This is a genomic window from Novosphingobium kaempferiae (genome assembly GCF_021227995.1).
GTDB lineage: Bacteria > Pseudomonadota > Alphaproteobacteria > Sphingomonadales > Sphingomonadaceae > Novosphingobium > Novosphingobium kaempferiae.
Genome location: NZ_CP089301.1, coordinates 2,922,751 through 2,945,247, shown reverse-complemented (window position 1 = coordinate 2,945,247; position 22,497 = coordinate 2,922,751). Strand labels below are relative to the sequence as shown.

The window sequence follows — 22,497 nt, the reverse complement described above, 5'->3', positions numbered from 1 at the left end:
GAGCCTGTCAGATGTCGTGCGTCACTTCTTCTCGGGCGCGACTGTAATGCGCACGGTCTCACCGGAGTTCCCGGGGAAATTCGTGAACATCGCTTCCACGAGATTGGGCACGACATACTGCAGGCGGTTTGAGGTCGAGACGGCTTCCGCCTTGCCTTCGAACAGGCGCTGGCCGTCGGCTGCGCGGTCGATCTTCACGTCGATTCCGCTGGTGTAGATGGTGTAGGACTGGATCGAATTGTCGAAGAACGGGTCATACCAGCCATAGCGCCACGGGCCGCCCCAGCCCCAGCCGCCACCCCAGCCGCCGCCCCAACGGCCGCGACCGTAGAAGCCGCCGCCGCCGTAGCCCCACGGACCCCAGGGGCCGCCGCTGATGCCGGTGCTGCGGACGCGCTCACGACCGTTGTCGACGCCGTAGTCGAAGCGCACCACGAGGGTCGCCTTGGAGGGATCATCGACGGGCGTGTAGCCCAGCTTCGCCATGCGATCGCCGACGAGCGAGGCATACTGGGCGAATTCCAGCCCGCCGGCGAGCTTGGGATTGTCGGCGACGATCGCGAAGCTCTGGCCCTGCGGCGCGGGAAGCTGCGTCGCGAATCGCGAGACGTCCGCCTTGAACGGGGTCGCGCAGGCGGCGAGCGTGCCGAGCAGCATGGCAGCAGCGGCGATCTTAAGCTTGCCGATGTGCGATCCTGAATGGTGTGTCATTTTTTCTGCTCCACGTACCCGAAGAGCCCGTGACGCCCCACTCTGGCGCGGCCTTCGATTCCTTGACGATCCTGTCGTGAAATCAACGCCCTGAATAGGGGTTGAATGGACTTGGGTGAGCGACGGACCGTTCCGCCGGTTCATCCCGCGTCCACCCCTTGGGGTTGATGTCGCGGCTTGATCGCCATTCGGTTATGTAGGAATTAACCGCCATCATGACGAGTCCGTTCCCCGTTCTTTCCATACTTTGCGGCAAGGTTGCACCGTTTCGTGCAGCCGATGAGCCGAGCGCCATCGCCAAGGCACCGGTCGAAGGGCGCGTGCGCGTACATCGGCTCGGCCTTGAAGGCGATCAGCAGGCCGACCTGACCGTCCATGGCGGCCCGGACAAGGCGATCCATCACTATCCGCACGACCATTACGACTACTGGCGCGAGGCCATCGGCGAGCACCCCTTGCTGGCGGCTTACGGCGCCTTCGGAGAGAACGTCTCCACCGTCGGGCTGACCGAGGACGTGGTCTGCATCGGCGATCGCTGGCGGCTCGGCACCGCGCTCGTCGAGGTGAGCCAAGGCCGCCAGCCGTGCTGGAAGCTCGATCATCGTTTCGATGGCGCCAGGGTCAACGCGGCTTGCGTGAAATCGCGCCGGGCGGGCTGGTACTATCGCGTGATCGAAGAAGGCGAAGTCGGCACCGGAGACGAACTGGCGCTCGTCGACCGGCCTTTCCCCGAATGGAACGTGCGCCGCGTGTTCGGCCTTCTCGTTGCAGGCGAGCACAAGACCGACCGGGAGGGGCTTGAGGCGCTGGGCGAAGTCTCCGTGCTCGCCGAACCATGGATCCGGCGGCGCGCGAAGCTGCTGGCGGCCTGACGCCGCCTCAGCGCGGCGGGAGCGAGAGGTACAGGATCTCCCCGACGACGCCGTAATCGCCGTAATTGGCATAGTACTGGCTGTTGTTCGCCAGTTCGTTGACGTGGCCGTCCCACGGGTCGAGGTAGGTCACCTCGCGGCTGGTGGCGCGGCCCACCACGACGAAATGCGCGCCGCCGTTCTGCCAGTAGACCATGGCGATGGCCGGGCGGTTGATGGCGATCTTGTGATGCGCGATCGTCCGGGCGTGGTTGAAATCGTCGGTATCGCGCAGGCCGAGGTGTTCGACGAGGATGCCTTCCGACCGCAGGGCCTCGGCAAGCTGGCGTGCGAACAGGCCGAAGCGGGTGAACGTGGAAGCAAAGCTGCTCTGGTCGTTTGGCTGGCCGACCGGGCTCAGCGTCATCGGTCCGGCGGTGGTCGCCTGCGCCAGCGGGTTCAGGGCGTGCTGCACTGCGCCCATATAGACGCGCTGGGCGAGTTCCCATTCCTCTTCCGCGAAGCTCATCTGCCGCACGATGCCGCGCGCCATCCATGCCGACGCGACGCCGCAGGATGCGGCCTGGTGCTGCTTCCAGATCTGGTAGGTTCTGCCGTGGCTGTCGTTCTCGATGCTTATCATGTTGCCCTCCAACTCCCGAGTGAGATCGAAGAATCCGGGCGGGCCGTTCCCCGCGCTGGCAACCCTCAGTTGTTCGCGTTCATGCAGGGGGAGGTGTTCTCCCGCGCAGGTCGGGAGTCAAATGACAAGCACTGTGAGTGCCGGGGAGCCGCTGCGGGCGGACCTTGCCGCCCGCAGCGCGCCGGTCAGCCGCGCACGAGGCCGAGCGCCTCGTAAGTCTTTTCAAGCGTCGGGATGGCCAGTCCGCGGGCCTTGGACGCGCCCTTGCACAGGATCGCGTCCAGCGATTCCCGGTCCTCGCGCAGTTCGAGGAAGCGGGCGTTGATCGGCGCCAGCTTCTCGACCAGCAGTTCGCCCAGCGCGGGCTTGAACTTGCCGAAGCCCTCACCGCCGAAATCAGCCAGCACCGCCTCGACGGTGGTGCCCGCCATGACCGCGTAGATCGAGACGAGGTTCTTCGCCTCGGCCCGGCCTTCGAGGCCTTCCTTCTCGGAGGGCAGCGGTTCGGGGTCGGTCTTGGCCTTCTTCACCTTCTGCATGATGGCATCGGCGCTGTCGGTCATGTTGATGCGGCTCATGTCCGAGGGGTCGGACTTGCTCATCTTCGACGAACCGTCGCGGAAGGACATGATGCGCGCCGCCTCGGGCGGGATGAACGGCGCGGGCAGGGTGAACAGCGGCGCGTCCTCGGCACAGAAATCGTTGTTGAACTTCTGCGCGATGTCGCGGGCGAGTTCGAGGTGCTGCTTCTGGTCCTCGCCCACCGGAACGTGCGTCGCCTGGTAAAGCAGGACGTCGGCGGCCTGGAGCACGGGATAGGTGAACAGCGCGACGCTGGCGCCCTCGCGGTTCTTGCCCGCCTTGTCCTTCCACTGCGTCATGCGGTTGAGCCAGCCCATGCGCGCGGTGCCGTTCAGCAGCCACTGCAGTTCCGCATGCTGAGGAACTTGCGCCTGGTTGAACAGGATCGAGCGGTCGGGGTCGATCCCGCAGGCGACCAGCGCCGCGACCATCTCGCGCGTGTTGGCGCCGAGGTCGGCGGGGGTGTGCGGCATCGAGATCGCGTGGAGATCGGCCAGGAAATAGAGGCACTGGCCGCCGCCTGCGGTGACTTCGTCCTGCATCTTCACCCAGTTGCGGATTGCACCGAGGTAGTTGCCGAGGTGCAGGTTGCCGGTGGGCTGGATGCCCGAGACGATACGCATGGATTGCGTCCTTAAGTCAGTTGTCGAGGGATATGGGTTTTGCGCCGGGAAAGGGCGCCAATGCAGAAAGGGTCAGCGCGAAAAGCGCACGGTCGTCCGCCATCGCCACGAACGGCGCGCGAACTTCGTCGGGAGCGAAAGGTCCTGCATGGGCACGGCTCATAGCATGTTCGCGCATGGATGCCAGTACCTGCCGAACCACCTGCCGAAGCCTCAGCCCGCGCGCCTGCGGCGGCGCAGGAGGGCGAGGTCGTCCCGCGTGAACGCGCCCGAAACCACGGTGCCGATCGCGTAGACGGCGCAACCGGCGGAAACGAGTATCGCCAGCGCCAGTCCACGCACCAGCCAGGAGCCGTGGACGTAGGGCATCATCAGATCCTGCCCGAACCAGAGCGCCGCGCCCATCGCCACGGCGGCCAATGCCAGCCTCGGACCGCGACGGCGCAGGCGTGCGTCGACGGTGAAGTGCCCACGCTTCACCAGCGTGCGGTAGAGCATCGCGACGTTGAGCGTGGAGGCCAGCGCGGTCGCCAGCGGCGGGCCCACGTGCTGCAGCGGCACGATCAGCACGAGGTTGCCGACGAGGTTCGCCACCATCGAGATGGTCGCGTAGCGCACCGGCGTCTTCGTGTCCTGCCTTGCGTAATAGCCCGGGGTCAGCACTTTCATGAGGATGTAGCTCGGCAGGCCGATGGAGAAGGCAGCGAGAGCCTCGGCGGTGCGGGCGACGTCGTTGGCGTCGAACTTGCCGTAGCCGAACAGGGCGGCGGCGATCGGCTCTCCGCACACGATCAGCGCGACCGAGGCCGGCAGGGTGAGCAGCAGCGCGAGTTCGAGCCCGCGGTTCTGGGTCTCCATCGCGGCCGCGTCCTCGCCCGCGCCGAGCTGGCGCGAGATCGTCGGCAGCAGCACGGTGCCGAGCCCGATGCCGATGAGGCCGAGCGGAAGCTGGTTCAGCCGGTCCGCCATGTAGATGTACGTCACCGAACCATGCGCCAGCAGCGAGGCGGCCAGCGCGGTAGAGATCACAAGATTGATCTGAACCGCCCCCGCCCCGGCAGCAGCGGGCAGAATCAGCTTGAGCAGTTGCTTTACGTCGGCATTCCAGACGGGCATGCGCAACCGCATCGAAACGCCGTTGGCCCGGCAGGCCCAGACCAGCCACGCCAGTTGCAGCGCGCCCGATACCGACACGCCGATGGCCTGATTGCGCGCCGTCACCAGCGGGTCGTCCGAGTGGAAGCCCAGCAGCGCGACGATCAACGTCAGGTTCAGCAGGATCGGCGCGGCGGCGTTGACCCAGAACTTGTTGAGCGAATTGAGGATGCCGCCCAGCAGCGAGACGAGGCTGATGAGCGCGAGATAGGGGATCGTGATCCGGCTCAGGGTGACGGCATAGCCGAACTGGTCGGGCGTCACGCCGTTGAACTTGCCCGAAAGCAGGAACGTCACGGGCCAGGCGAAGACTTCCAAGACCACCGTCATGATGATTAGGACCGGCAGCAACACCGACAGCGCCTGTTCGGCGAAGACGATGCCCGCAGGCAGCCCCGGCCCGTCCTTGTCGGCGACCTTCTTGTTGAACATCGGGATGAACGCCGATGCGAAGGCGCCTTCCGCGAAGAGCGCGCGGAACATGTTCGGCAGGCGGAAAGCGATCAGGAAGGCGTCGGAGGCGAAGCCCGCGCCCACGAAGCGGGCGAACAGGCTGTCGCGCGCGAGCCCAAGCACGCGGCTGGCGAGCGTCAGTCCGCCGACGCTGGCGAGGGCTTTCGCGAGGTTCATGGGGCAAAACGCATGGCGGAAGGCCCAGTCGTCGTCCCGGACCCGATCCGGGACCGGTGGCGGTCTTTAGTCGAGCGCCCGCGATGGAGCGCCGTGAAACGAGGTGGGCCGTTCATCACCAGCGGTCCCGGATCGGGTCCGGGACGACGATGGACGGCCCGCTCGCGCCTTGGCGTCAGGCGTTGCCGACCGGCTCGCCGATGCCGGCCTCGGCCTGCTGGGCCTGCGCCTGAAGCTGCTGCACGTAGAGGCCATTGAAGTCGATCGGCTCGAGCATCAGCGGCGGGAAGCCTGCGTCGCGCACGGCATCCGAGATGACGCGGCGGGCGTAGGGGAACAGGATGCGCGGAGCCTCGGCGAAGAGGAATGCGTGAGCCTGTCCTTCTTCAAGGTTGCGCATGCCGACGAGCGCGCAGTAGCTCAGCTCGACGGCCCATGCGGTGCCCGCGCCGGTGCGCGACGAGCAGGTGATCTTGAGTTCAACTTCGTGGACTTCGCCTTCGATCGCGCGCGCGCCAATGTTGAACTGCACGTCGATCTGGGGCTGTTCCTGCCACGAGAAGCTCTCGGGCGCGTTCGGGTTCTCGACCGAGAGATCCTTCACGTACTGCGAAATGATGCCCGCGGCGGGCGAGGTATCCTCGCCGTTGCCCAGGTCGAGGTCGGAAATGACGTTGCCTTCGTCGGCCATCTGATCTGTGTCCCGCAATGGAATCTGAAAGTGTTCAGCCGGGGCGCCTAAAACATTTTGCGGGATGGTGGAACACCCGGTCTTCGGGAAAATTGTAGACCGAGTGTCCCGATGACGTGCGCAGAGGGCTCGACCGGGCGAAAAAATACCCCGAGCGGGCCGCTCATTCGTTGTTCATTTGTAAAGCGTACCTATCTGGGGCTATGTTCGAGCGCTAAGCCGAAGGCGCGTTCGAGTCTCCGGCACTGGATCGGAGCCTCATGCGCCCTTTGGCCGGTCCTGGGACCGTGGCGCGCGCAAGAAGGATGGATTTAGGGACGTGACACCGGAAATAGTGATCCTGGCCATGATCGCAGCCTTTCTTGGCCTGCGCCTTTACTCCGTGCTCGGTCGCCGCGCCGAGCATGAGGAAGAGCCTATCCAGGGACGCTTTGAAGGTCGTCAGGGCCAGAAGCCGGGTGCGCCGCGTGTAGCTACGCCGCGTCCCGACCAGCGCAGCGATGCCCGAGCCGAGCAGCCGCGCCAGCGCGTCGTGCCGCTCGCCCCGCCTTCGGTGGAGCGTGGCCTCGCGGAAATCGCGCAGGTCGATCGTCGTTTCGATGCCGTCGCTTTCCTCGATGGTGCGCGCAGCGCCTATCGCATGATCCTCGAAGCCTTCTGGAAGGGCGACAAGGACGAACTGCGCCAGCTCTGCGACGATGATACCTACGAAAGCTTTGCCTCTGCCATCGACGCCCGCGTCGAGGCCGGGGAAACGCTCGACAACCGTCTGATCCGCATCGAGGAAACCTCCTTCACCGCCGCAGGCGTGGAAAGCGGCTACGCCCGCATCACCCTGCGTTTCCGCGCGGACATCGCCGCCGTCACCCGCAATGCCGAAGGGCAGGTGGTGGCCGGTTCGCTAGACGACGCCATCGAGGCGGTCGACGTGTGGACGTTCGGTCGCGCGGTGAACTCGCCTGATCCCGACTGGCTGCTGGAAGAGACCGACGAAGGTTGATCCCCGCTTCGGTGGGCTGCTAACCGGTCGATCCTGATCCGCCCCGTGCTGCAGAGCGCGGGGCGTCTGCTTTGCGGGGAGATGATCTTGCAGCTAGAGGTTGTGGCGCCGCAGAGCGCTGCGGGGCGGTTCGCCCGTCGCTCGGCGCGTGTGCTGCTGATTTCCACGCTTGTCGCGCTGCTGGCGGCTTGCGGCGGCGTCATTCCCTCCACCGGCGGCCCGCGTCCGACACGTCCGCCGACGACCGGCACGACACCCACGCCCACCCTGCCGACACCGCAGAACGCGCTCGTCGCCGGGGTCCGCCGTGGACCGGCGGTCTCCTCGCTGGCGATGGGCAAGGCGGCAGGCGCGCTCGCCTCGTTCCGGGAAAGCTGCCCGCGCCTGACCGCGCGCACCGATGGCAGCGGCCTGACCCGGCCGGACGACTGGCGCCAGGCCTGCACCGCCGCAGCCAACTGGGGGGCGGGATCGCCCGCGCAGTTCTTCGCCAGCTACTTCGAGGCCGCCCGCATCGGCGACGGCAGTTCCTACGCGACCGGCTACTACGAGCCCGAGATCGCTGGCGCGCGCACGCCGCAGCCGGGTTATACGGTGCCGGTCTATGCCTTCCCGCGCGATCTTGTGCGCGCGAAGCCGGGCGACGCACAGCCGCTCAAGGACGGGCGGATGCCGCTCGGCCGTTATGCGCCGGACGGCACGTTCACCCGATACTACGACCGCGCGCAGATCGACGCGGGGGCGCTCGCCGGGAAGGGGCTGGAAATCGCCTGGGCCGCCGATCCGGTGGAGTTCTTCTTCCTGCAGGTTCAGGGTTCCGGCCGGCTCGTCGCGCCGGACGGCACCGTCACGCGCATCGGCTATGCCGGGCAGAACGGTCTGCCCTATACCGGCATCGGCGGCGTCATGCGCGATCAGGGGCTGGTCGGCTCCGGACCGGGGCAGTACCCTGGCTCGATGCAGGGCATCATGCAGTATGTCCGCGAGCATCCTGTCGAGGGCAAGGCGCTGATGGAGCAGAACCGTTCGTGGGTCTTCTTCAAGGTATTGACCGGTGACGGCCCGCTCGGTGCGCTCAACGTGCCGGTACGGGCAGGCAACTCGGTTGCCGCAGACCCGCGTTTCGTTCCGCTTGGTGCGCCGGTATGGCTCGACCTCGACCGGCGCGAGGCGAACGGGCTGTGGATCGCGCAGGACACCGGCGGCGCGATCAAGGGCGCCAACCGGTTTGATACGTTCTGGGGCGCGGGTGCGCAGGCGCGTCTCACCGCAGGCGGCATGAGCGGGCGCGGCTCGGCGCTGGTACTGCTGCCCAAGGGCGTGCTCGACCGCCTCGGCGCGCGATGAGGACCCCGGGGCGCGGACAGGGCCGCAGGCTCACCACGGAAGAGAAGGCGGTCTGGGCGCTGGTCGCCAGGACGGTGAAGCCGCTCGATCCGAAGCGGAAGAAGGAGCCGCAGCCGGTCGAGGCGCCCGTCGTCGAGGTCGTCCCCCCGCTACCCGTTCCGAAGAAGGTCAGGGGCCGCGTACCACCGCCGCTGCCGCCGAAACCCGCCGCGCCCAAGCCGCGCGCGGACGTCCCGGTCAATCTCGACGGATCGTGGGAGAAGCGCATCTCCAAGGGCACGCTGGTGCCCGATTTCAGCCTCGACCTGCATGGATCGAACCTCGACCAGGCCTATCTGCGCCTGATGCACGGGCTGCTGCAGGCCAAGGCCATGGGCGCACGCGTGGTGCTGATCGTCACCGGCAAGTCGCGCCCGGTCGATGCGGCGGACCGGGGATCGGCGCGCGGCGCTATCCGCGCCAAGATCGCCGACTGGCTCGCCGCGAGCGAGCATGCGTCCGATATCGTCGCGATCCGGGGTGCCCATCGCCGCCACGGCGGGCAGGGCGCGATCTACGTGGTGCTGAAGAAGCGCCGCTGATTGCCCTCCGGCTTTACGGATCAGGCTTTCAGGGGCCGAATTCGCAGGGCGGTGTTCATGGAGGTGATGGGCTCGCAGCCGTCCTTGCGCACGATCATCATGTCCTCGACATGCGTCGTCCCCCAGCCGAACTCATGATAGGGCATGTCGAGGGTGAAGACCATGTTCTCCTCGAACGTCAGCGAGTGATGGCCGGGCATCTCGGCTCCGACCGAGGTGGGATGGTCGGTATGCTCGAGGCCGACGCTGTGCGGTCCCGCGATCACGAAGCCGGGGAAGCCCTCGGCATGGACCGAGGCGAGGGTGAGGTCGACGATTTCCTTGAAGCTGCGGCCGGGGCGGATCGCGTCGTAGGCGATCTCCAGCGCGCGGCTGACCGCCTCGGACCGGCGCAGAATCTCGGAGTCGGGCTGGCCGAAGAACACCGACCGGCCGACGTCGCCGCGGTACTGCTTGTAGCTGACAACGCTGTCGAGCTTGATGAGTTCACCAGCCTCGACCACGCCCGTTGCAAGGCCGCGGATGTTGGCGATGATCCATTCCGATCGGCAGCCCTGCTCCGCCGCCAGCCGGGCGTGGATGTCGCCGATGGCGTCCAGCGGCATGCCGACTTCCATCCGCTCGATCACGCCGTCGAGCACGACCTCGCCACGCTGGCCGGCGATGCGCAGGAGGTCGATCTCCGCCGGGCTCTTCACCATGCGGATTTCCTTGAACACGTTCAGCGCATCGATGCCCGTGAGCCCGGTCTGGCCGACATCGTTGAGCCAGCCCAGCACGCGCGGGTCGTCGAAGCCGAGCCGTGCGCCGGTCAGGCCCGCGTCATGGATGGCGCGGGCAAGGGCGCGCGTGGAGGTCGCCTCCGAGCGGCCCTGATGCGCGGCATAGCGGTCTAGCAGTTGCCGGTCGCGCGGGGCCATTTCGGCCCCCAGCCGGGTGGGATAGGGCGTGAGCGGCGTGTCGGCATCGACTGCGGTGACCGGCTGGTCGAGGTCCAGTTCCTCGGTCGAGAACTCGAAGTCGCGCGGCGTCTTCGGCGCGACGCGGGTGACGAAGGTCGCAACGTTGGGCATCCAGGTCGGACAGTGTTCCAGATGGTAGACCCCGGTGCCGGGCATCACCAGCGCCGCCGGTGCGCTCTCGTCGCGCGGGAGCAGCGCGTAGAGCGTGTAGTTGCGCGACATCAGGAACATCGGTCCCCAGTAGTCGGACAGGTAATAGACGTTCTCAGGGAAGGCGGCGACCAGCCCGTCGAGGCCGTGGCGGTCCATCACGAGATTGGCGCGTTCGCGGTTGAGGAGCATGGCGACGCCCTTTCGGTAGCTGTGTCTGGAGGGGATTACTTGCAGGCGAGGGTGCTGCGGATGCCTGGCCATGCCTGCGCGGCCTCGGTCGTGCGGCCCAGCGCCTGATCGAGGAAGGCGATGGTCGCGCGGAACACCGAGGCGCGGCGCTCCGCGGTAGTGTCGCCGACGGGCGGGCGCAGCGCGGAATCGATGCCGCCGAGATAATGCCCGGCACCCTCGACGTGCATCAGGCAGGCGTCGCGTGCGGTTCGCTTGAAACCGTCGTCGTGCCAGACGGCGCCAAGATCGCTCATCGGGCCGGTGTCGGCGGTGCCGTTCACCATCAGCACCGGGCCGCGCATCGGCGTCCAGTCGACCTTGAGGTAGTCGGCGCGGGCCTTCCATGTCGGCGTCAGGCCGTCCCAGTTGCCGGGGGCGGAGAGCAGCACGGCGGCGCGGTAAGGCAATGCGGGCTGCACCGTCATCCCCTCCACCAGCGCGCCCATGGCGAGCGCTGTGGTGTGGCCGCCGAAGCTGTGGCCGGCGATGGCGGTGCGGGTCAGGTCGGCGCGGCGGGGCAGGCCGGGTATCGTCTTGAGAACATCGGGCAGATGAGTGCCGATCCAGGCGACGGTATCGTAGCGGATCCGCCAGGTTTCGGCGGGCCAGCCCTTTGGAGCGATGCCGTCGGCGGAGGCGTCGGGGAAGTCCGGCTGGACGACGATGTAGCCTGCCCGGGCCAGCGCCTCGATTAGCGGGCGATAGTCCGACCGGTTGAGTGCGGCGCCGTGGGCGAAGACGAGAACCGGCAGATTTCCGCCGGTCTGCGGCGCGGTGATGCGCATGAGGATGACGCCGTGCGGGCCTTTTATGCTGACCGGATCGGTGGAGACGATGGTCGACAAGGTCGCGATCGGGGCTGCCGTGGCGGGCATGATCGTGCAGGTCATGGCGAGGGCCGCGAGAGGGGCAACAAGGTGCAGATAGCGTGGCATTAGCGTGGGGTCAGCAGTCTTTCAGGAACATGTCGATGCGCGCCGAGAGCGCTTCGGCATCGACCTTGAGGAAACCATGCGCCGCGCCGGGCAGCTCCACGAGGGTGAGATCGGCGATGCGGTGCGCCTCGCGGTGCGTCACCTCCCAGAGATCGTCCTCGGGGCAGAGCAGCAGCGTCGGCTGGCGCAGCTTTTCGAGCGCGCCGATGAAGTCGTATTCGTAGACCGCGCGAAAGCCCCAGGGCAGGCGATCGCCGGGACGCAGGTGCTCGGCGAGGGATGCGTGCTTCCAGCCGAGATCGACGCGGGCGTCGTGCATCGTCTCCATCAGGTTCCACAGCTGCGCGACGTGACTGGCGTCGGGGCGCGGCACCGGGAAGCGGTCGATGCTGGCGAGGCGGCGGGCGCGTTCCTCCGCTTCGTAGGCGGCAAGGCTGACCAGCACGAGGCGGCGGATCAGGCGCGGGCGGGTAACGGCAAGCTCGGTCGCGGTGACGGAGCCGGTGTGATAGCCCATGACGTCAATCGGGCCTTCGCCGATCACGCCGTCGGCGCGCATCGTTTCCAGGAACCCGGCCATGACGTGCCCGAAATCCCGAATGCCGATCGGGGCGAGCGGGGCGTCGCTGCCGCCGTAGCCCGGCGTGTCTGGGGCAAGGACGACGCGACCCTGCGCCGCGAGCAGCGGCATTATCGGTTCGTAGTCGATGCCGGACTTGGGCGTCTGGTGCAGGCAGAGAAGCGGCGGCAGCACGGCGGGCTCGGCCGGGCGCGCGATGCGATAGTGGACCTGGCCGTAGGGACCGTTGCAGTAGGCCCGGCGGACGAGGGGAGCGGCCATGGTCTCGCTCACTGCGCCGCCGCGCGCAGCGGCTTCCAGATGTCGGGTTCGCCGCCCAGCGCCGGGTCGGCGACGAACATGTTTTCCGGGCGCGGCAGGCCGAGGTTGTCGCGCAGGGTGCCGTCCACGTAGTCGGTGCGGAACAGGCCACGCGCCTGCAGGATCGGAATGACTTGGTCGACGATGTCGTCGAGGTTGCCGTCGAGGTAGTTGGGCGAGATCGAGAAGCCGTCCGCCGCACCGGCCTCGAACCACTGCTGGAACATGTCGGCGATCTGCTCGGGCGTGCCCGCCATCGCGAAGCTGGCGCGCGATACGGAGACACGGCGGGCGAGCTGCTCCACAGTCAGGTTCTCGTCGCGGGCCATGGCGATGATCTGCTGCTGCACCCACTGGCCCGCGTTGGTCAGGCCGACTTCGGGCAGCGGGCCGTCGAGCGGCACGCCCGAAAGGTCGATGTCGCCCAGCAGCATCTCCAGCTTGCCGACCGCGAGTTCGAGCGGGATCAGGTCCAGCAGCGCCTGCGTGTCGCGCTTCGCCTCGGCCTCGGTCGGGCGGACGAGGATCTGCATAGAGGGGATGATCTTCACATGGTCCGGGTTGCGACCGAAGGCGCGCACGCGGGCCTTCATGTCCGCGTAGAAGGCCTGAGCCTTCTCCAGCGAGGGCTGCGCGGTGAAGACGAGGTCTGCGGTGCGCGCGGCGAGCGCGCGGCCGGGTTCCGACCCGCCCGCCTGCACGACGACCGGGTGGCCCTGCGGCGGGCGGCCGACGTTGAGCGGCCCGCTGACGGTGAAGTGTCGGCCCTTGTGGTTGAGCGCATGGACCTTCGCGGGCTCGAAGTAGCGTCCCGCCGCCTTGTCGCGGATCATCGAGCCGTCTTCCCAGCTGTCCCACAGCCCGCGCACGACATCGACGAACTCCTCGGCGCGTTCGTAGCGCTGGTCATGGTCCATGTTGAGGTCGCGGCCGAAGTTGTGGGCCTCGTTCTCGGTGGCGGAGGTGACGACGTTCCAGCCCGCGCGGCCTGCCGTCAGGTGATCGAGCGAGGCGAAGCGGCGGGCGATGGCGTAAGGCTCGTTGTAGGTGGTCGAGGCGGTCGAGACGAGCCCGATCGACTGCGTCACCTGCGACAGCGCGGCGAGCAGCGTGGTCGGCTCCAGCTTGCCCGCGTTGTCGGTGGCGGAGAACGCGCCGCTGCCGGAGATATGGTGATAGCCCTGCGCGTCGCCGGAGAAGTAGCAGTGGAACTTGCCGCGCTCGGCGGTCTGCGCAAGGCGGGCATAGACGGCGAAGTCGTGCAGATCCTGCGCCGGACCTTCGCCGAAGCGCCAGCCGCCGGGGTGCGCCCCGGCATTGTGGATGAAGGTGGCGAAGATCATCTGGCGGCTGGTGGTGGTCACGGGAGTGCCTCTCTATGTCCTGCGTGCAAGGCAGGCTCGTCCTTCCTGATTTCGTCATTGCGAGCGCAGCGAAGTAATCCTGAGCGGTTTACGCGCCGCTGGATTGCTTCGCTGCGCTCGCAATGACGGAAGAAGGGGTGTTGCATCCTATTCAGCCGACGTGCTCGGTGCGGCCGTCGATGCAGGCGATGAGCCGGTTGTCGGCCCGGTTGACGATCTCGACCCCCTCGGGGCCGAGCAGGATCAGATCCTCGAAGTGGAACTTGCCCACGTCCGGCCCGATCCACGGCAGGTCGCAGCTCAGCATCATGCCGGTCTCCAGCGTGAAGGGCGCCATGGCATTGCCGGGGTGCGGGTGGTCGGTGTGTTCGAGGCCGACCGAATGGATGTTGGACGATCCGTAGGCCGGATTGCCCGCCGCCCGGATCGCGGCGGTCACCTTCGCCTCGACATCGGTGGAACGCTCGCCCGCGCGGAAGGCGTCGAGCGAGGCGAGCCAGCCCTGGCGCGTGGCGTTGTAGCAGCGCAGTTGGTCGGCGCTCGGCTCCCCGATCACGAGGGTGCGGCCGATGTCGCTGGTGTAGTGCGCATATTCGGCGGTGGCGTCGAACGTCACGGTATCGCCGGGGAGCAGCTGCGCGGTCTTCGGCAGGCGGCCGTGGCCGGGGCGGTAGGGTGTGATGAGCAGGAACATCGGCCGCGCGCCCATCATCGGCACGCCTGCCCAGAACACGCGCTCCGCCTCGGCACAGGTGGCTCCGGCGGCGATGGCCTCGGCGCACAGGGCGATGGCGGCGTCGGTCTTGCGCGCGGCGGCGCGCATGAAGGCGAGTTCCTGCGGTGTCTTGACCATGCGGATCTCGCGCAGGAGATCCTTGCCGTCGACCACGCGCAGGCCCGGCACCAGCGTCGCGACATCGGCGCCGAGGCCGCGGTCCTCGAAGGCGACGGCGACGTCCGCGAAGCCGAGTTCGCCGAACCATGCGGCGATGGCGGTGGCGTGGTCAGTCGGGAGGCCGGCGGCGTCCGCGCTTGCCTGCACGCCGCCGGGGCCGATGCCGGGGCGACGGGCGTAGCCGCGCACGATGTCCATCCAGGTGCCGTCGCGCTGCTGCGGCTGTCCGGCGTCGACCTCCACCGTGATGACTGCAGGGGGCAGCGTCCGGTCGCGCGGCAGGACGCAGAGGGCGAGGTCGCCGAAGCCCCAGCTGGCGTCGGTCGCCCAGGACGACAGGTAGTAGGTGTTGATCGGCGAGGAGGCGACGATGGCCGCCAGTCCCTCGCGATCCATGATCGCATCGGCGCGGTCGCGGTTCAGCAGCATGTCGACTCCGGGATGAGGAAGGCGCGCAGTTCGGCCTCCACGCGGTCGGTTTCCAGCTTGAGCACCCCATGCTTCACGCCGGGCATCTCGATGAGGCGGGCGTCGGGGTAGATGCGCCAGTGCGTGCGCGTCAGGATCCAGAGGTCGTCCTCGGGGTTCATCACCAGCACCGGCTGCGCCACCCGCGCCATCGCGCCGATGAAGTCGTGGCCGTAGACCGCCATGAAGCCCCACGGCAGCCGAGCCCCGGTGCGCAGCGATTCGGCCATGGCGAGGTGGCGTTCCTCCGGCTGGAGGCGCGGGTCCGCAAGTTCGGTGAGCTTGGCCCAGAGCTTCTCGATGTGGACGAGATCGGCGGCGGGCTCGGGAAAGAACTCGCGTACACGGGCGAGACGCTGGGCGCGGGCGTCGGCGTCATAGGCGGCAAGGCCGAAGACGACGATGCGGCGGACCAGATCGGGCCTCAGGTTCGCCAGTTCGGTGGCGATGATCGAGCCGGTGTGGAAGCCCGCGACGTCGATGCGGACGAGGCCGAGTTCGTCGCAGAGCGCGGCGAGGGCCTCGGTGTACTCCCGGATCGAGACGGGTGCGGGCGGAGCGTCGCTCATGCCGTAGCCGGGCGTGTCGGGCGCGATCACCAGCCGGTCGCGGCCAAGGCGGGGCAGGATCGCGTCCCACATCGCGCCGCTGGCAGGGGTGGAGTGGATGCACAGTAGCGGCGGCGGACCATCGGCGCGCTGCTCTCCGCAGGACCGCAGATGCACCTGTCCCCAGCGGCCTTGCGTATAGCTGCGGATGATCTGCACCTGTCGGGTCTCCTGCCGTGTCGAGGTGCGGGCTAGCAGGGCGGTCCGGCCATGGTCACGGATCGGATCGCGACTGACCGTCAGTCGATAAGTGCTGCCGGGAGGGCTGGCGTCGAAGGCCGATGCGGCACTTCATGGCGACATGGCCGCTACCAGACCCGCGCCCGCGCGCAAATCCGAACTTCCGCTGTCGCTCTCGCTCGCCTTCGGGATTGGGACGGTGGGCGTGTCTTGCATGCTCAACCCGATCTCGATGTATTTCCCGGCGATGCTGGCGACGGTGCTCGGCCTGTCGCCCGCGATCGCGGGGATGCTGCTGACGGGATCGAAGCTCTACGACATCGTCGCCGACATCCTGATCGGCGCGGCGAGCGACCGCACGAAATCGCGCTGGGGGCGACGGCGGCCCTACATGTTCGTGGGCAGCCTGATGGGCGCAGGCGCATTCGCGCTGATCTTCAACCCGTGGCTGCTGCCGAGCGGGACCGGTCTGATCGTCAGCCTTGCGGTGCTGCTGGTGATCTATTCGACCGGCTATTCGCTGTTCAACATCCCCTACATCGCCATGCCCGCCGAGATGACCGACGATGCCGCGTCCCGTACCGGGCTGATCTCCTGGCGCAGCTTCTTCATCGCGGTGGGGCAGCTCGTCTCGGTCGCGGGCGGCGCGCAGCTCATCGCGGCGTTCGGGCGCGGGGAGCGGGGCTATGCGGTGATGGGCCTGACGCTGGCGGTGGTGATCGTCTGCACCACGCAGCTCACCGTCGTGTTCACCGCCAAGGCGCGGCGGCAGGAGCGGGTGGAAACGGGCACGCCGGTCCGTCCGCTCGCGCATGTGCGCATGGTCTTCTCCAACCGCCCCTTCGTGCTGCTGATGACCGCCAAGCTGTTCCTGCTTTTCGGGCAGGCGGCGACGGCGAGCACGCAGCTGCTGTTCCTGCTCAACGTCGCCAAGGTCGGCTACACCGGGCAGGTCTGGTTCAGCGTGGCCGAGAACATCGCGCTCGCCGGATCGCTGGCGCTGTGGGTGAAGGCGATCAACCGCTGGGGCAAGCGCCCGATCTACATCCTCGGCCTCTTCGCGCAGTGCCTGATCTACCTCGCCTGGCTGATACCGGGGATCGAGGAGACCGCCTGGACGCTCGCCACGCGCGGGTTCATGCGCGGCGTGTTCAGCGCCGGGATCCTGCTGGCGGGCACCGCGATGCTGCCCGACACCATGCAGTTCGACTTCTACCGCACCGGCCTGCGCCGCGAGGGCATGTTCGCCAGCGTCTACGCCATCGTCGAGAAGATCGCCTTCGCCGTCGCGCCCGCGCTGATCGGCGGTTTCCTGGCGTTCGGCGGCTACATCCCGACGACGGGCGGGGCCATCGTGGTCCAGCCCGACAGCGCGGTTCTCTCACTCTACGTGCTGCTCGTTGGCGTGCCGATCCTCGCGAATCTGACGGCGGCCACGCTCATCTGGTTCTACCGCCTCGACGCGGCGGCGCTGGAAAAGGCGCGCGAGGATGCCGCGATCTGATCGCAGGGTGGCGAAAACCCACGGGCCGCCCTCTGGTTCATCGCAGAGTGAACAGCCGCGATTGCCTGCTTAAAGCCCCGGTCCGGCTGGGGTCTCCTGTTCCGCAACAAGGCAAGGAACAGGGAAAAGCATGGACCGCACTTCGTATCTGAGGGTTTTGCTCGCCACGGCAGCGGCGGGCGTCATCGGGCAGAGCCTCGTCGCCGCGCCCGCGCTGGCGCAGGAAGCGCAGGCGCAGGAGAGCCTACCCGGCGACATCGTCGTCACCGCCCGCAAGCGCGAGGAATCGCTGCAGGACGTGCCGATCGCGATTACCGCGCTCGATTCCGCGTCGCTGGAAAAGCGCAACATCGCCAACCTCAACGACGTCGCCGACGTGACGCCGAGCATGTACCTGTCCAACTCGGGCTCGGGTCGCGCCGACCGCTCGAACCAGCAGATCATCATCCGCGGCATGACGCCGTCTTCCTCGCCGACGTCGAACGGCAACGTCTCGGTCTTCATCGACGGCGCGCCGGTGACCGGCGGCTTCGTCGAGGGCATCGGCGACCTTGCCCGCGTCGAGGTGCTGAAGGGGCCGCAGAGCGCTTACTTCGGCCGCGCGACGTTCGCAGGCGCGGTCAACCTCGTCACCAAGGATCCCGGCAACGAACTGGGCGGCTCGATCGAGGGACAGATCGCGTCGAACAACTGGACCAACGTAGTCGCCTCGCTCGAAGGCGCGATCATCCCGGACAAGCTGCTGTTCCGCGTGAGCGGGCGCCACTTCTACACCGATGGCGACTTCGACAATCCCGGCGGTTCGTCGGAGACGCTGGGCCAGCAGGAATCGACCAGCCTTGCCGTCACCCTGATCGCCAAGCCGACCGAGAACCTGACGTTCCGCGTCTTCGGTCTCGGCTGGCATGACGATGACGGCCCGGGCCCGCTCGGCAAGTTCGCACGGCAGGACTACAACTGCGATGCGGGCCTCGGTCGCGGGCTCAACTACGTCTGCGGCAAGCTGCCGGGCAGCCCCACGCTGACGCCCGCCAGCAACGTCATCATGGACCCGCTGTTCCGCAGCCAGGTCATCGACAACCCCAACGTGCCGCTGCTGTTCGACAACCTGCTCCAGACCGAGGCGGGCATGAAGCGCCGCGCCTATCACGTCCATGGCGGCCTGACATGGGACATGCCCTTCGCGCCGGTGAGCATCTCGGCGCTCGCCTCGTGGAACCAGAACCACTACGCCACGCTCAACGACCTCGACCTCGAGGATACGCGCGGCGTCGCCAATCCGAACTTCACCGGCAGCAACGCGAACCTCGTGCGGCCCTACATCGATTACCAGAGCTACGTGGAATACATGTTCGACGACTGGTCGGGCGAACTGCGCGCCGCCTCGACGGGCAGCGGCCCGTTCACCTGGACCATCGGCGCGAACTACACGCAGGCGCTCAGCACGCCGAACGCCAACGCGCTCTACCCCACCGGCTATCGCGTCTCGACCGGCGCGGTCATCAATCAGGCGAAGACGTGGAGCGGGTTCTTCGGCCTCGGTTACACGCTGGGCATATTCAACCTCAGCTTCGACGGCCGCTACCAGATCGACAACATCTATTCGCGTCGCCGCGTCTACGACAAGCCGACCGACACGCTGCTCAAGGCGACCTACAAGAACTTCCTGCCGCGCGTCAGCCTGACCGTTGAGCCGACGCGCGACCTCACCGTCTACGGTTCGTGGTCGAAGGGCATGAACCCCGGCGCCTTCAACGCCTCGCTCGCCACCGCGTCGCAGGCGGTGCAGGACGCCGCGTTCGAGCAGACCGGCGCGCAGACCACCGTGAAGCCCGAGAAGCTGGAGCAGTGGGAACTGGGCGTGAAGGGCCGCCTGTTCGGCACGCTCAGCTATGACGTCAGCGCCTATTACGGGACGTGGAACGACCAGATCATCTCGGTCAACGCGGTCGTCCCGGCGGGCGGTTCGGGCAACCAGACGCAGGTGCAGACCTTCTCCGCCAACGCAGGTAAGACGCGCCTTGCGGGCATCGAGGGCCAGCTCGACTGGCGCGCGACCGACAACCTCGCGTTCAACGGCGGCGTCGGCTACAACTACAGCGAGATCGTCGACTATGTCTGCGTGACCTGCGCGGTCTCGATCACCGGCAGCTCGGACGTGTCGGGCAACAGCCTGCCGCGCGTGCCCTCGGTCAACGCCACGGCGGGTGCGCAGTACACCGCAGACCTGCCCGCGCCGATCCTCGGCGGGTTGCTCGACCAGTGGTATCTGCGTGCGGACTACATCTACAAGAACCGCATGTACGAGACCGAGGCGAACCTCGCCTGGACGCCGGACACGCACCTCGTCAACCTGCGCGCGGGCCTCTCTTCCGACCGGGCTCGGCTGGAGGCCTTCGTGCTCAACCTCACCAACGAGCGGACCTACACCAGCATCGTGCGCAACGTGGACGTGCTGCGGTCCAACACCAACGACATCCTCGTCGGCCTGCGCACCGGGCGGCAGGTCGGCGCGCGTTTCCGGTACAACTTCTGATGAACGGTCTCATGAAACGGATGGGGGGGATCGTGCGGCGCGCGGTCCCCGCAGCGCTGGCGTGCTGCACGGCGCTGGGAGCGGCCTTGATGCCGCCTCCGGCCTCGGCGGCGGCGGACAACCTGTTCGGCGATTTCGGGGAGCCGGTGCGCTGGTATCATCTCTTCTCCGCCGATGACGGGATGACCCATGTCGAGGAGATGAAGGTTCCCGTCTCGCAGGGCAGCTACGGCATGAACGTGCTGTTCGACCGGCAGGTGCGCCGCGTGGTGATCGCCTACTGGCCGGACGGGTTCCAGTCCGAATGGCACTATGCGACCAACACCAATGTCCTGCTCTACCTGCAGGGCAACCAGCTGGTCGACACCGGCGATGGCAAGACCTATCGCCTCAACCCCGGCGAGGCGGTTCTGGCGGAGAACTGGGCCGGCAAGGGCCACCGCTTCCGCTGCGAGGCGAAGACGGGCCGCAAGGTGTGCCTCGTCGTTCAGATCACGCTGGGCGACTTGGAAAAGACCCTGCCGCTGCGCAAGGCGCCCGAGCCGGGGAAGTAGGGGGGATTCGGTCGCGTTACCCCTTCGGCAGCGACGGCACCGCCGTGCCATCCTGCCCCAGCACCGTGCGCACCAGCGACTTGAACCGGCTGGATACCGCGCTCGGGCGCACGCCGCGCCGCTCCATGAAGCCGAACACGAAGTCGAAGCGCATGGCCTCGATGTCGAGCACGGCAAGGCGCCCGGCCTCCACGTCGGCGCGGGCGTAGCGGGCGGGCAGCAGCGCCGCCATGTCGCTCTCCAGCGCGGAACTGCGCAGCAGCGAGAGCGAGGTGGCGTTGAGCGACTGCGGCGGCACCGGCAGCTTGTTGCGATAGAACGAACTCTCGAACCGGTAGCTGACCGAAAGCTGGTGCGGCACCGCCCAGCGGATGCCGGCGGTATCCTCCAGCCGGGTGACGGCGGCGTAGGGATGGTCCGGCCGCACGTAGGGCAGGATCAGTTCCTCGCCCACCGCCTCGAACTCGATCTCGTTCAGCTCGGTGCTGCGCGTGTAGAAGAAGCTGGGGATCAGGCAGAAGCCGAGGTCCATCTCCTTGCGGCGCAGATCCTCGACGATCTGTTCTCGCGTGGCGGAGATGACGTGGATATTCAGGAGCGGGTTCTCCTGCACGTTGCGGTTGATGGCTGCGGGGATGAGATCGAAGTGGAAGTTGGGCGATATGCCGAGCTTCAACGTCGCCTGCGCGCCTTCCTCGTCGATCTCGCTGAGCGCGCGCTCGAGGCTGTTGAGCAGCTCCTCGGCGCGCGGCAGGAAGCGGCTGCCCGCAGGCGTCAGCATCGTGCCCGAGGGGCCGCGCGCGAAGAGACGGGAGCCGAGGTCCGTCTCCAGCCCGCGCATGTTGCGGGTGAGCGTCGGCTGGGTCATGCCCATTTCCTGCGCGGCCTTGCCGAGACTGCCCGTGCGCGCCACCGCCACGAACTGCTCGAGTCTCCGCATGTCGATAGAACGGCGCAACCCGGTATTCCTGTTCTGGATCAAATGTCATGGTGATGGAACATTTGAACGAACGCAAGGGATGACCATGACCGACGATCCCGCCGTCCCGGCGGTTGCACCCTATCCGCCCCGGGGCCGATCCTGGGGCGTCCTGGTGCTGTTCTGCATCGCCTCGATCATCTCGGTGATCGATCGGGGCATCCTGACGCTGGTGGTGCAGCCGGTCCGTGCCGAGCTGGGCATCACCGACCTGCAGATCAGTCTGTTGCAGGGGCTGTCGTTCGGCATCTTCTACGCCGTCATGGGCATTCCACTGGGCCTGCTGGCCGATCGTGTGTCGCGCAAGCGGCTGCTGATCTTCGGCATCGTGGTGTGGAGCCTTGCGACGCTCTACGGCGCGGAAGCGTCCAGCTTCGGGGAACTGTTCGCCGCGCGCCAGCTCGTCGGGCTGGGCGAGGCGGCGCTGGCGCCCTGCGCGATCTCGATGATCGGGGACATGTTTCCCGCCCATCAGCGCGGCCGCCCGATCAGCGTCTACCTGCTGGGACAGGCGGTGGCTCCCGGCATCGGCCTGTTCCTGACCGCGCAGGTGCTCGCCGCCGCGCCGACCGGCGTGTTCGACCACCTGCCGCTGCTCGGCGGCCTTGCCCCGTGGCGCGTGGTCTTCGCGATCTGCGGGCTGATCGGCCTCGTCGTCGCGGCGCTGATGCTGGTCTATCGCGAACCGGTCCGCCGCTCCGCTCCGGCCCCGCGTGGTGCGGGCGGCTTTGCGGAGGCGTTCCGCTATCTCCGTCGCAACTGGATCGTGTTCCTGCCCTTCTACGTCGGCTTCGCGGTGGCGACGATGCACACCTATGGTCTTGCGGGGTGGAACGCGACGTACCTTATCCGCACCTTCGATCGCAGCGCGGTCGATGTCGGCCGGTGGCTGGGGACGGCGGCGATGATCTGCGGCGGGACGGGCGCGCTGCTGGCGGGCTGGGTCAACGACCGGGTGGCGCGCAGCGGGAAGCCGGGGGCGAAGCTGCGGCTGCTCATGGCGATCTGCTGCCTCGCGCTGCCGAGCACGCTGCTGGCCTTTGCGCCTTCGTTCCCGGTGGGGCTGGCGATGGTGGTGCTCTCGATCGCGGTGATGCCGATGCTGGGGACGACGATGATCTCCAGCGTCACCGAACTGGTCCCCGGCAACATGCGCGGCGTCGCGACCTCGATGCTCGGGCTGACCAACACGCTGCTCGGCGCGACCATGGGCCCGCTGCTGATCGCCTTCTCGACCGAGCATATCTATCACGACCCGGCGCTGATCGGCGCATCGATGACCACCGTGGGTCTGCCGGTGATCGCGCTCGGGCTGGTGCTCTACGGGCTGGCGTCGAAGGGCATGGGGCGGCGTCTGAAGGACGATGCGCAGTTCCGCGAGGTGGCGACCGTGAAGGCGGGATGAGTCTACCTTTAACCCCGTCGCCCCTGCGG

At 67.6% G+C, this 22,497-nt stretch carries 20 protein-coding genes; 8 read left to right on the top strand and 12 right to left on the bottom strand.

All coding sequences use genetic code 11. The annotated features are described in order from the left end of the window. Positions 1-21: 21 nt before the first annotated feature. Complete coding sequence (locus tag LO787_RS13285; RefSeq protein WP_232491500.1) at positions 22-711, bottom strand: DUF4136 domain-containing protein; 690 nt, start codon at positions 709-711, stop codon at positions 22-24. A gap of 215 nt (positions 712-926) precedes the next feature. Here LO787_RS13285 and LO787_RS13280 point away from each other — a divergent pair, with 215 nt between their 5' ends. Continuing rightward, positions 927-1,583: an MOSC domain-containing protein gene (locus LO787_RS13280; RefSeq protein ID WP_232491499.1), complete on the top strand. Its 657-nt coding sequence runs from the start codon at positions 927-929 to the stop codon at positions 1,581-1,583. A gap of 7 nt (positions 1,584-1,590) precedes the next feature. On the opposite strand, the gene LO787_RS13275 is transcribed toward LO787_RS13280, so the two are convergent. The 4 genes from LO787_RS13275 to secB form a co-directional block, all read right to left on the bottom strand. Next, positions 1,591-2,205 (bottom strand): cysteine peptidase family C39 domain-containing protein, encoded by a 615-nt coding sequence (locus LO787_RS13275; protein WP_232491498.1) that lies wholly within the window; start codon positions 2,203-2,205, stop codon positions 1,591-1,593. A 185-nt stretch (positions 2,206-2,390) separates the two neighbouring features. Then, on the bottom strand, positions 2,391-3,410 hold the full coding sequence (gene trpS, locus LO787_RS13270; protein ID WP_232491497.1) for a tryptophan--tRNA ligase: 1,020 nt from the start codon (positions 3,408-3,410) through the stop codon (positions 2,391-2,393). 213 nt (positions 3,411-3,623) lie between these two features. Then, complete coding sequence (murJ, locus tag LO787_RS13265) at positions 3,624-5,195, bottom strand: murein biosynthesis integral membrane protein MurJ (protein ID WP_232491496.1); 1,572 nt, start codon at positions 5,193-5,195, stop codon at positions 3,624-3,626. A 175-nt stretch (positions 5,196-5,370) separates the two neighbouring features. Then, on the bottom strand, positions 5,371-5,886 hold the full coding sequence (secB, locus tag LO787_RS13260; RefSeq protein ID WP_232491495.1) for a protein-export chaperone SecB: 516 nt from the start codon (positions 5,884-5,886) through the stop codon (positions 5,371-5,373). 319 nt (positions 5,887-6,205) lie between these two features. Between secB and LO787_RS13255 the strand changes: the two genes are divergently transcribed. The 3 genes from LO787_RS13255 to LO787_RS13245 all read left to right on the top strand — a co-directional run bounded on the left by LO787_RS13255 (position 6,206) and on the right by LO787_RS13245 (position 8,814). Then, positions 6,206-6,886: a Tim44/TimA family putative adaptor protein gene (locus tag LO787_RS13255; protein WP_232491494.1), complete on the top strand. Its 681-nt coding sequence runs from the start codon at positions 6,206-6,208 to the stop codon at positions 6,884-6,886. Positions 6,887-6,973: 87 nt separating this feature from the next. Then, on the top strand, positions 6,974-8,233 hold the full coding sequence (gene mltA / locus LO787_RS13250; RefSeq protein ID WP_232491493.1) for a murein transglycosylase A: 1,260 nt from the start codon (positions 6,974-6,976) through the stop codon (positions 8,231-8,233). Next, a complete protein-coding gene (locus tag LO787_RS13245) occupies positions 8,230-8,814 on the top strand; it encodes a Smr/MutS family protein (protein WP_232491492.1) in 585 nt (194 codons plus the stop codon). The genes mltA and LO787_RS13245 overlap by 4 nt, the downstream gene beginning before the upstream one ends. Positions 8,815-8,834: 20 nt before the next feature. On the opposite strand, the gene LO787_RS13240 is transcribed toward LO787_RS13245, so the two are convergent. The 6 genes from LO787_RS13240 to LO787_RS13215 all read right to left on the bottom strand — a co-directional run bounded on the left by LO787_RS13240 (position 8,835) and on the right by LO787_RS13215 (position 15,469). Continuing rightward, the gene (locus tag LO787_RS13240) at positions 8,835-10,118 is read right to left on the bottom strand and encodes a M24 family metallopeptidase (RefSeq protein ID WP_232491491.1); all 1,284 of its coding nucleotides are present in this window, start codon (positions 10,116-10,118) and stop codon (positions 8,835-8,837) included. Between the two features lie 35 nt (positions 10,119-10,153). Next, on the bottom strand, positions 10,154-11,095 hold the full coding sequence (locus tag LO787_RS13235) for an alpha/beta hydrolase family protein (protein WP_232491490.1): 942 nt from the start codon (positions 11,093-11,095) through the stop codon (positions 10,154-10,156). Between the two features lie 10 nt (positions 11,096-11,105). Then, positions 11,106-11,936, bottom strand: coding sequence for an alpha/beta fold hydrolase (locus LO787_RS13230; RefSeq protein ID WP_232491489.1), 831 nt, complete (start codon positions 11,934-11,936; stop codon positions 11,106-11,108). 8 nt (positions 11,937-11,944) lie between these two features. Then, on the bottom strand, positions 11,945-13,339 hold the full coding sequence (locus LO787_RS13225) for an LLM class flavin-dependent oxidoreductase (RefSeq protein WP_232491488.1): 1,395 nt from the start codon (positions 13,337-13,339) through the stop codon (positions 11,945-11,947). A gap of 151 nt (positions 13,340-13,490) precedes the next feature. Beyond that, complete coding sequence (locus LO787_RS13220) at positions 13,491-14,663, bottom strand: M24 family metallopeptidase (RefSeq protein ID WP_232491487.1); 1,173 nt, start codon at positions 14,661-14,663, stop codon at positions 13,491-13,493. Then, on the bottom strand, positions 14,654-15,469 hold the full coding sequence (locus LO787_RS13215; protein WP_232491486.1) for an alpha/beta fold hydrolase: 816 nt from the start codon (positions 15,467-15,469) through the stop codon (positions 14,654-14,656). Before LO787_RS13215 ends, LO787_RS13220 begins: the two co-directional genes overlap by 10 nt. Before the next feature lie 142 nt (positions 15,470-15,611). Here LO787_RS13215 and LO787_RS13210 point away from each other — a divergent pair, with 142 nt between their 5' ends. The 3 genes from LO787_RS13210 to LO787_RS13200 all read left to right on the top strand — a co-directional run bounded on the left by LO787_RS13210 (position 15,612) and on the right by LO787_RS13200 (position 20,084). Further along, positions 15,612-16,994: an MFS transporter gene (locus LO787_RS13210; RefSeq protein WP_232491485.1), complete on the top strand. Its 1,383-nt coding sequence runs from the start codon at positions 15,612-15,614 to the stop codon at positions 16,992-16,994. A 130-nt stretch (positions 16,995-17,124) separates the two neighbouring features. Further along, positions 17,125-19,530 carry a TonB-dependent receptor gene (locus LO787_RS13205; RefSeq protein WP_232491484.1) on the top strand — a complete coding sequence of 802 codons (2,406 nt, stop codon included), beginning with the start codon at positions 17,125-17,127 and terminating at the stop codon, positions 19,528-19,530. An 11-nt stretch (positions 19,531-19,541) separates the two neighbouring features. Next, positions 19,542-20,084, top strand: a complete 543-nt coding sequence (locus LO787_RS13200) for a cupin domain-containing protein (protein WP_232491483.1) — start codon at positions 19,542-19,544, stop codon at positions 20,082-20,084. Positions 20,085-20,100: 16 nt separating this feature from the next. Here the strand turns inward: LO787_RS13200 and LO787_RS13195 are convergent, their stop codons facing one another. Next, positions 20,101-21,024, bottom strand: coding sequence for a LysR family transcriptional regulator (locus LO787_RS13195; RefSeq protein ID WP_232491482.1), 924 nt, complete (start codon positions 21,022-21,024; stop codon positions 20,101-20,103). Between the two features lie 79 nt (positions 21,025-21,103). On the opposite strand from LO787_RS13195, the gene LO787_RS13190 reads away from it, so the two are divergent. Beyond that, entirely contained in the window at positions 21,104-22,468 is a 1,365-nt protein-coding gene (locus LO787_RS13190; RefSeq protein WP_232491481.1) for an MFS transporter, read from the top strand. Positions 22,469-22,497: the final 29 nt, after the last annotated feature.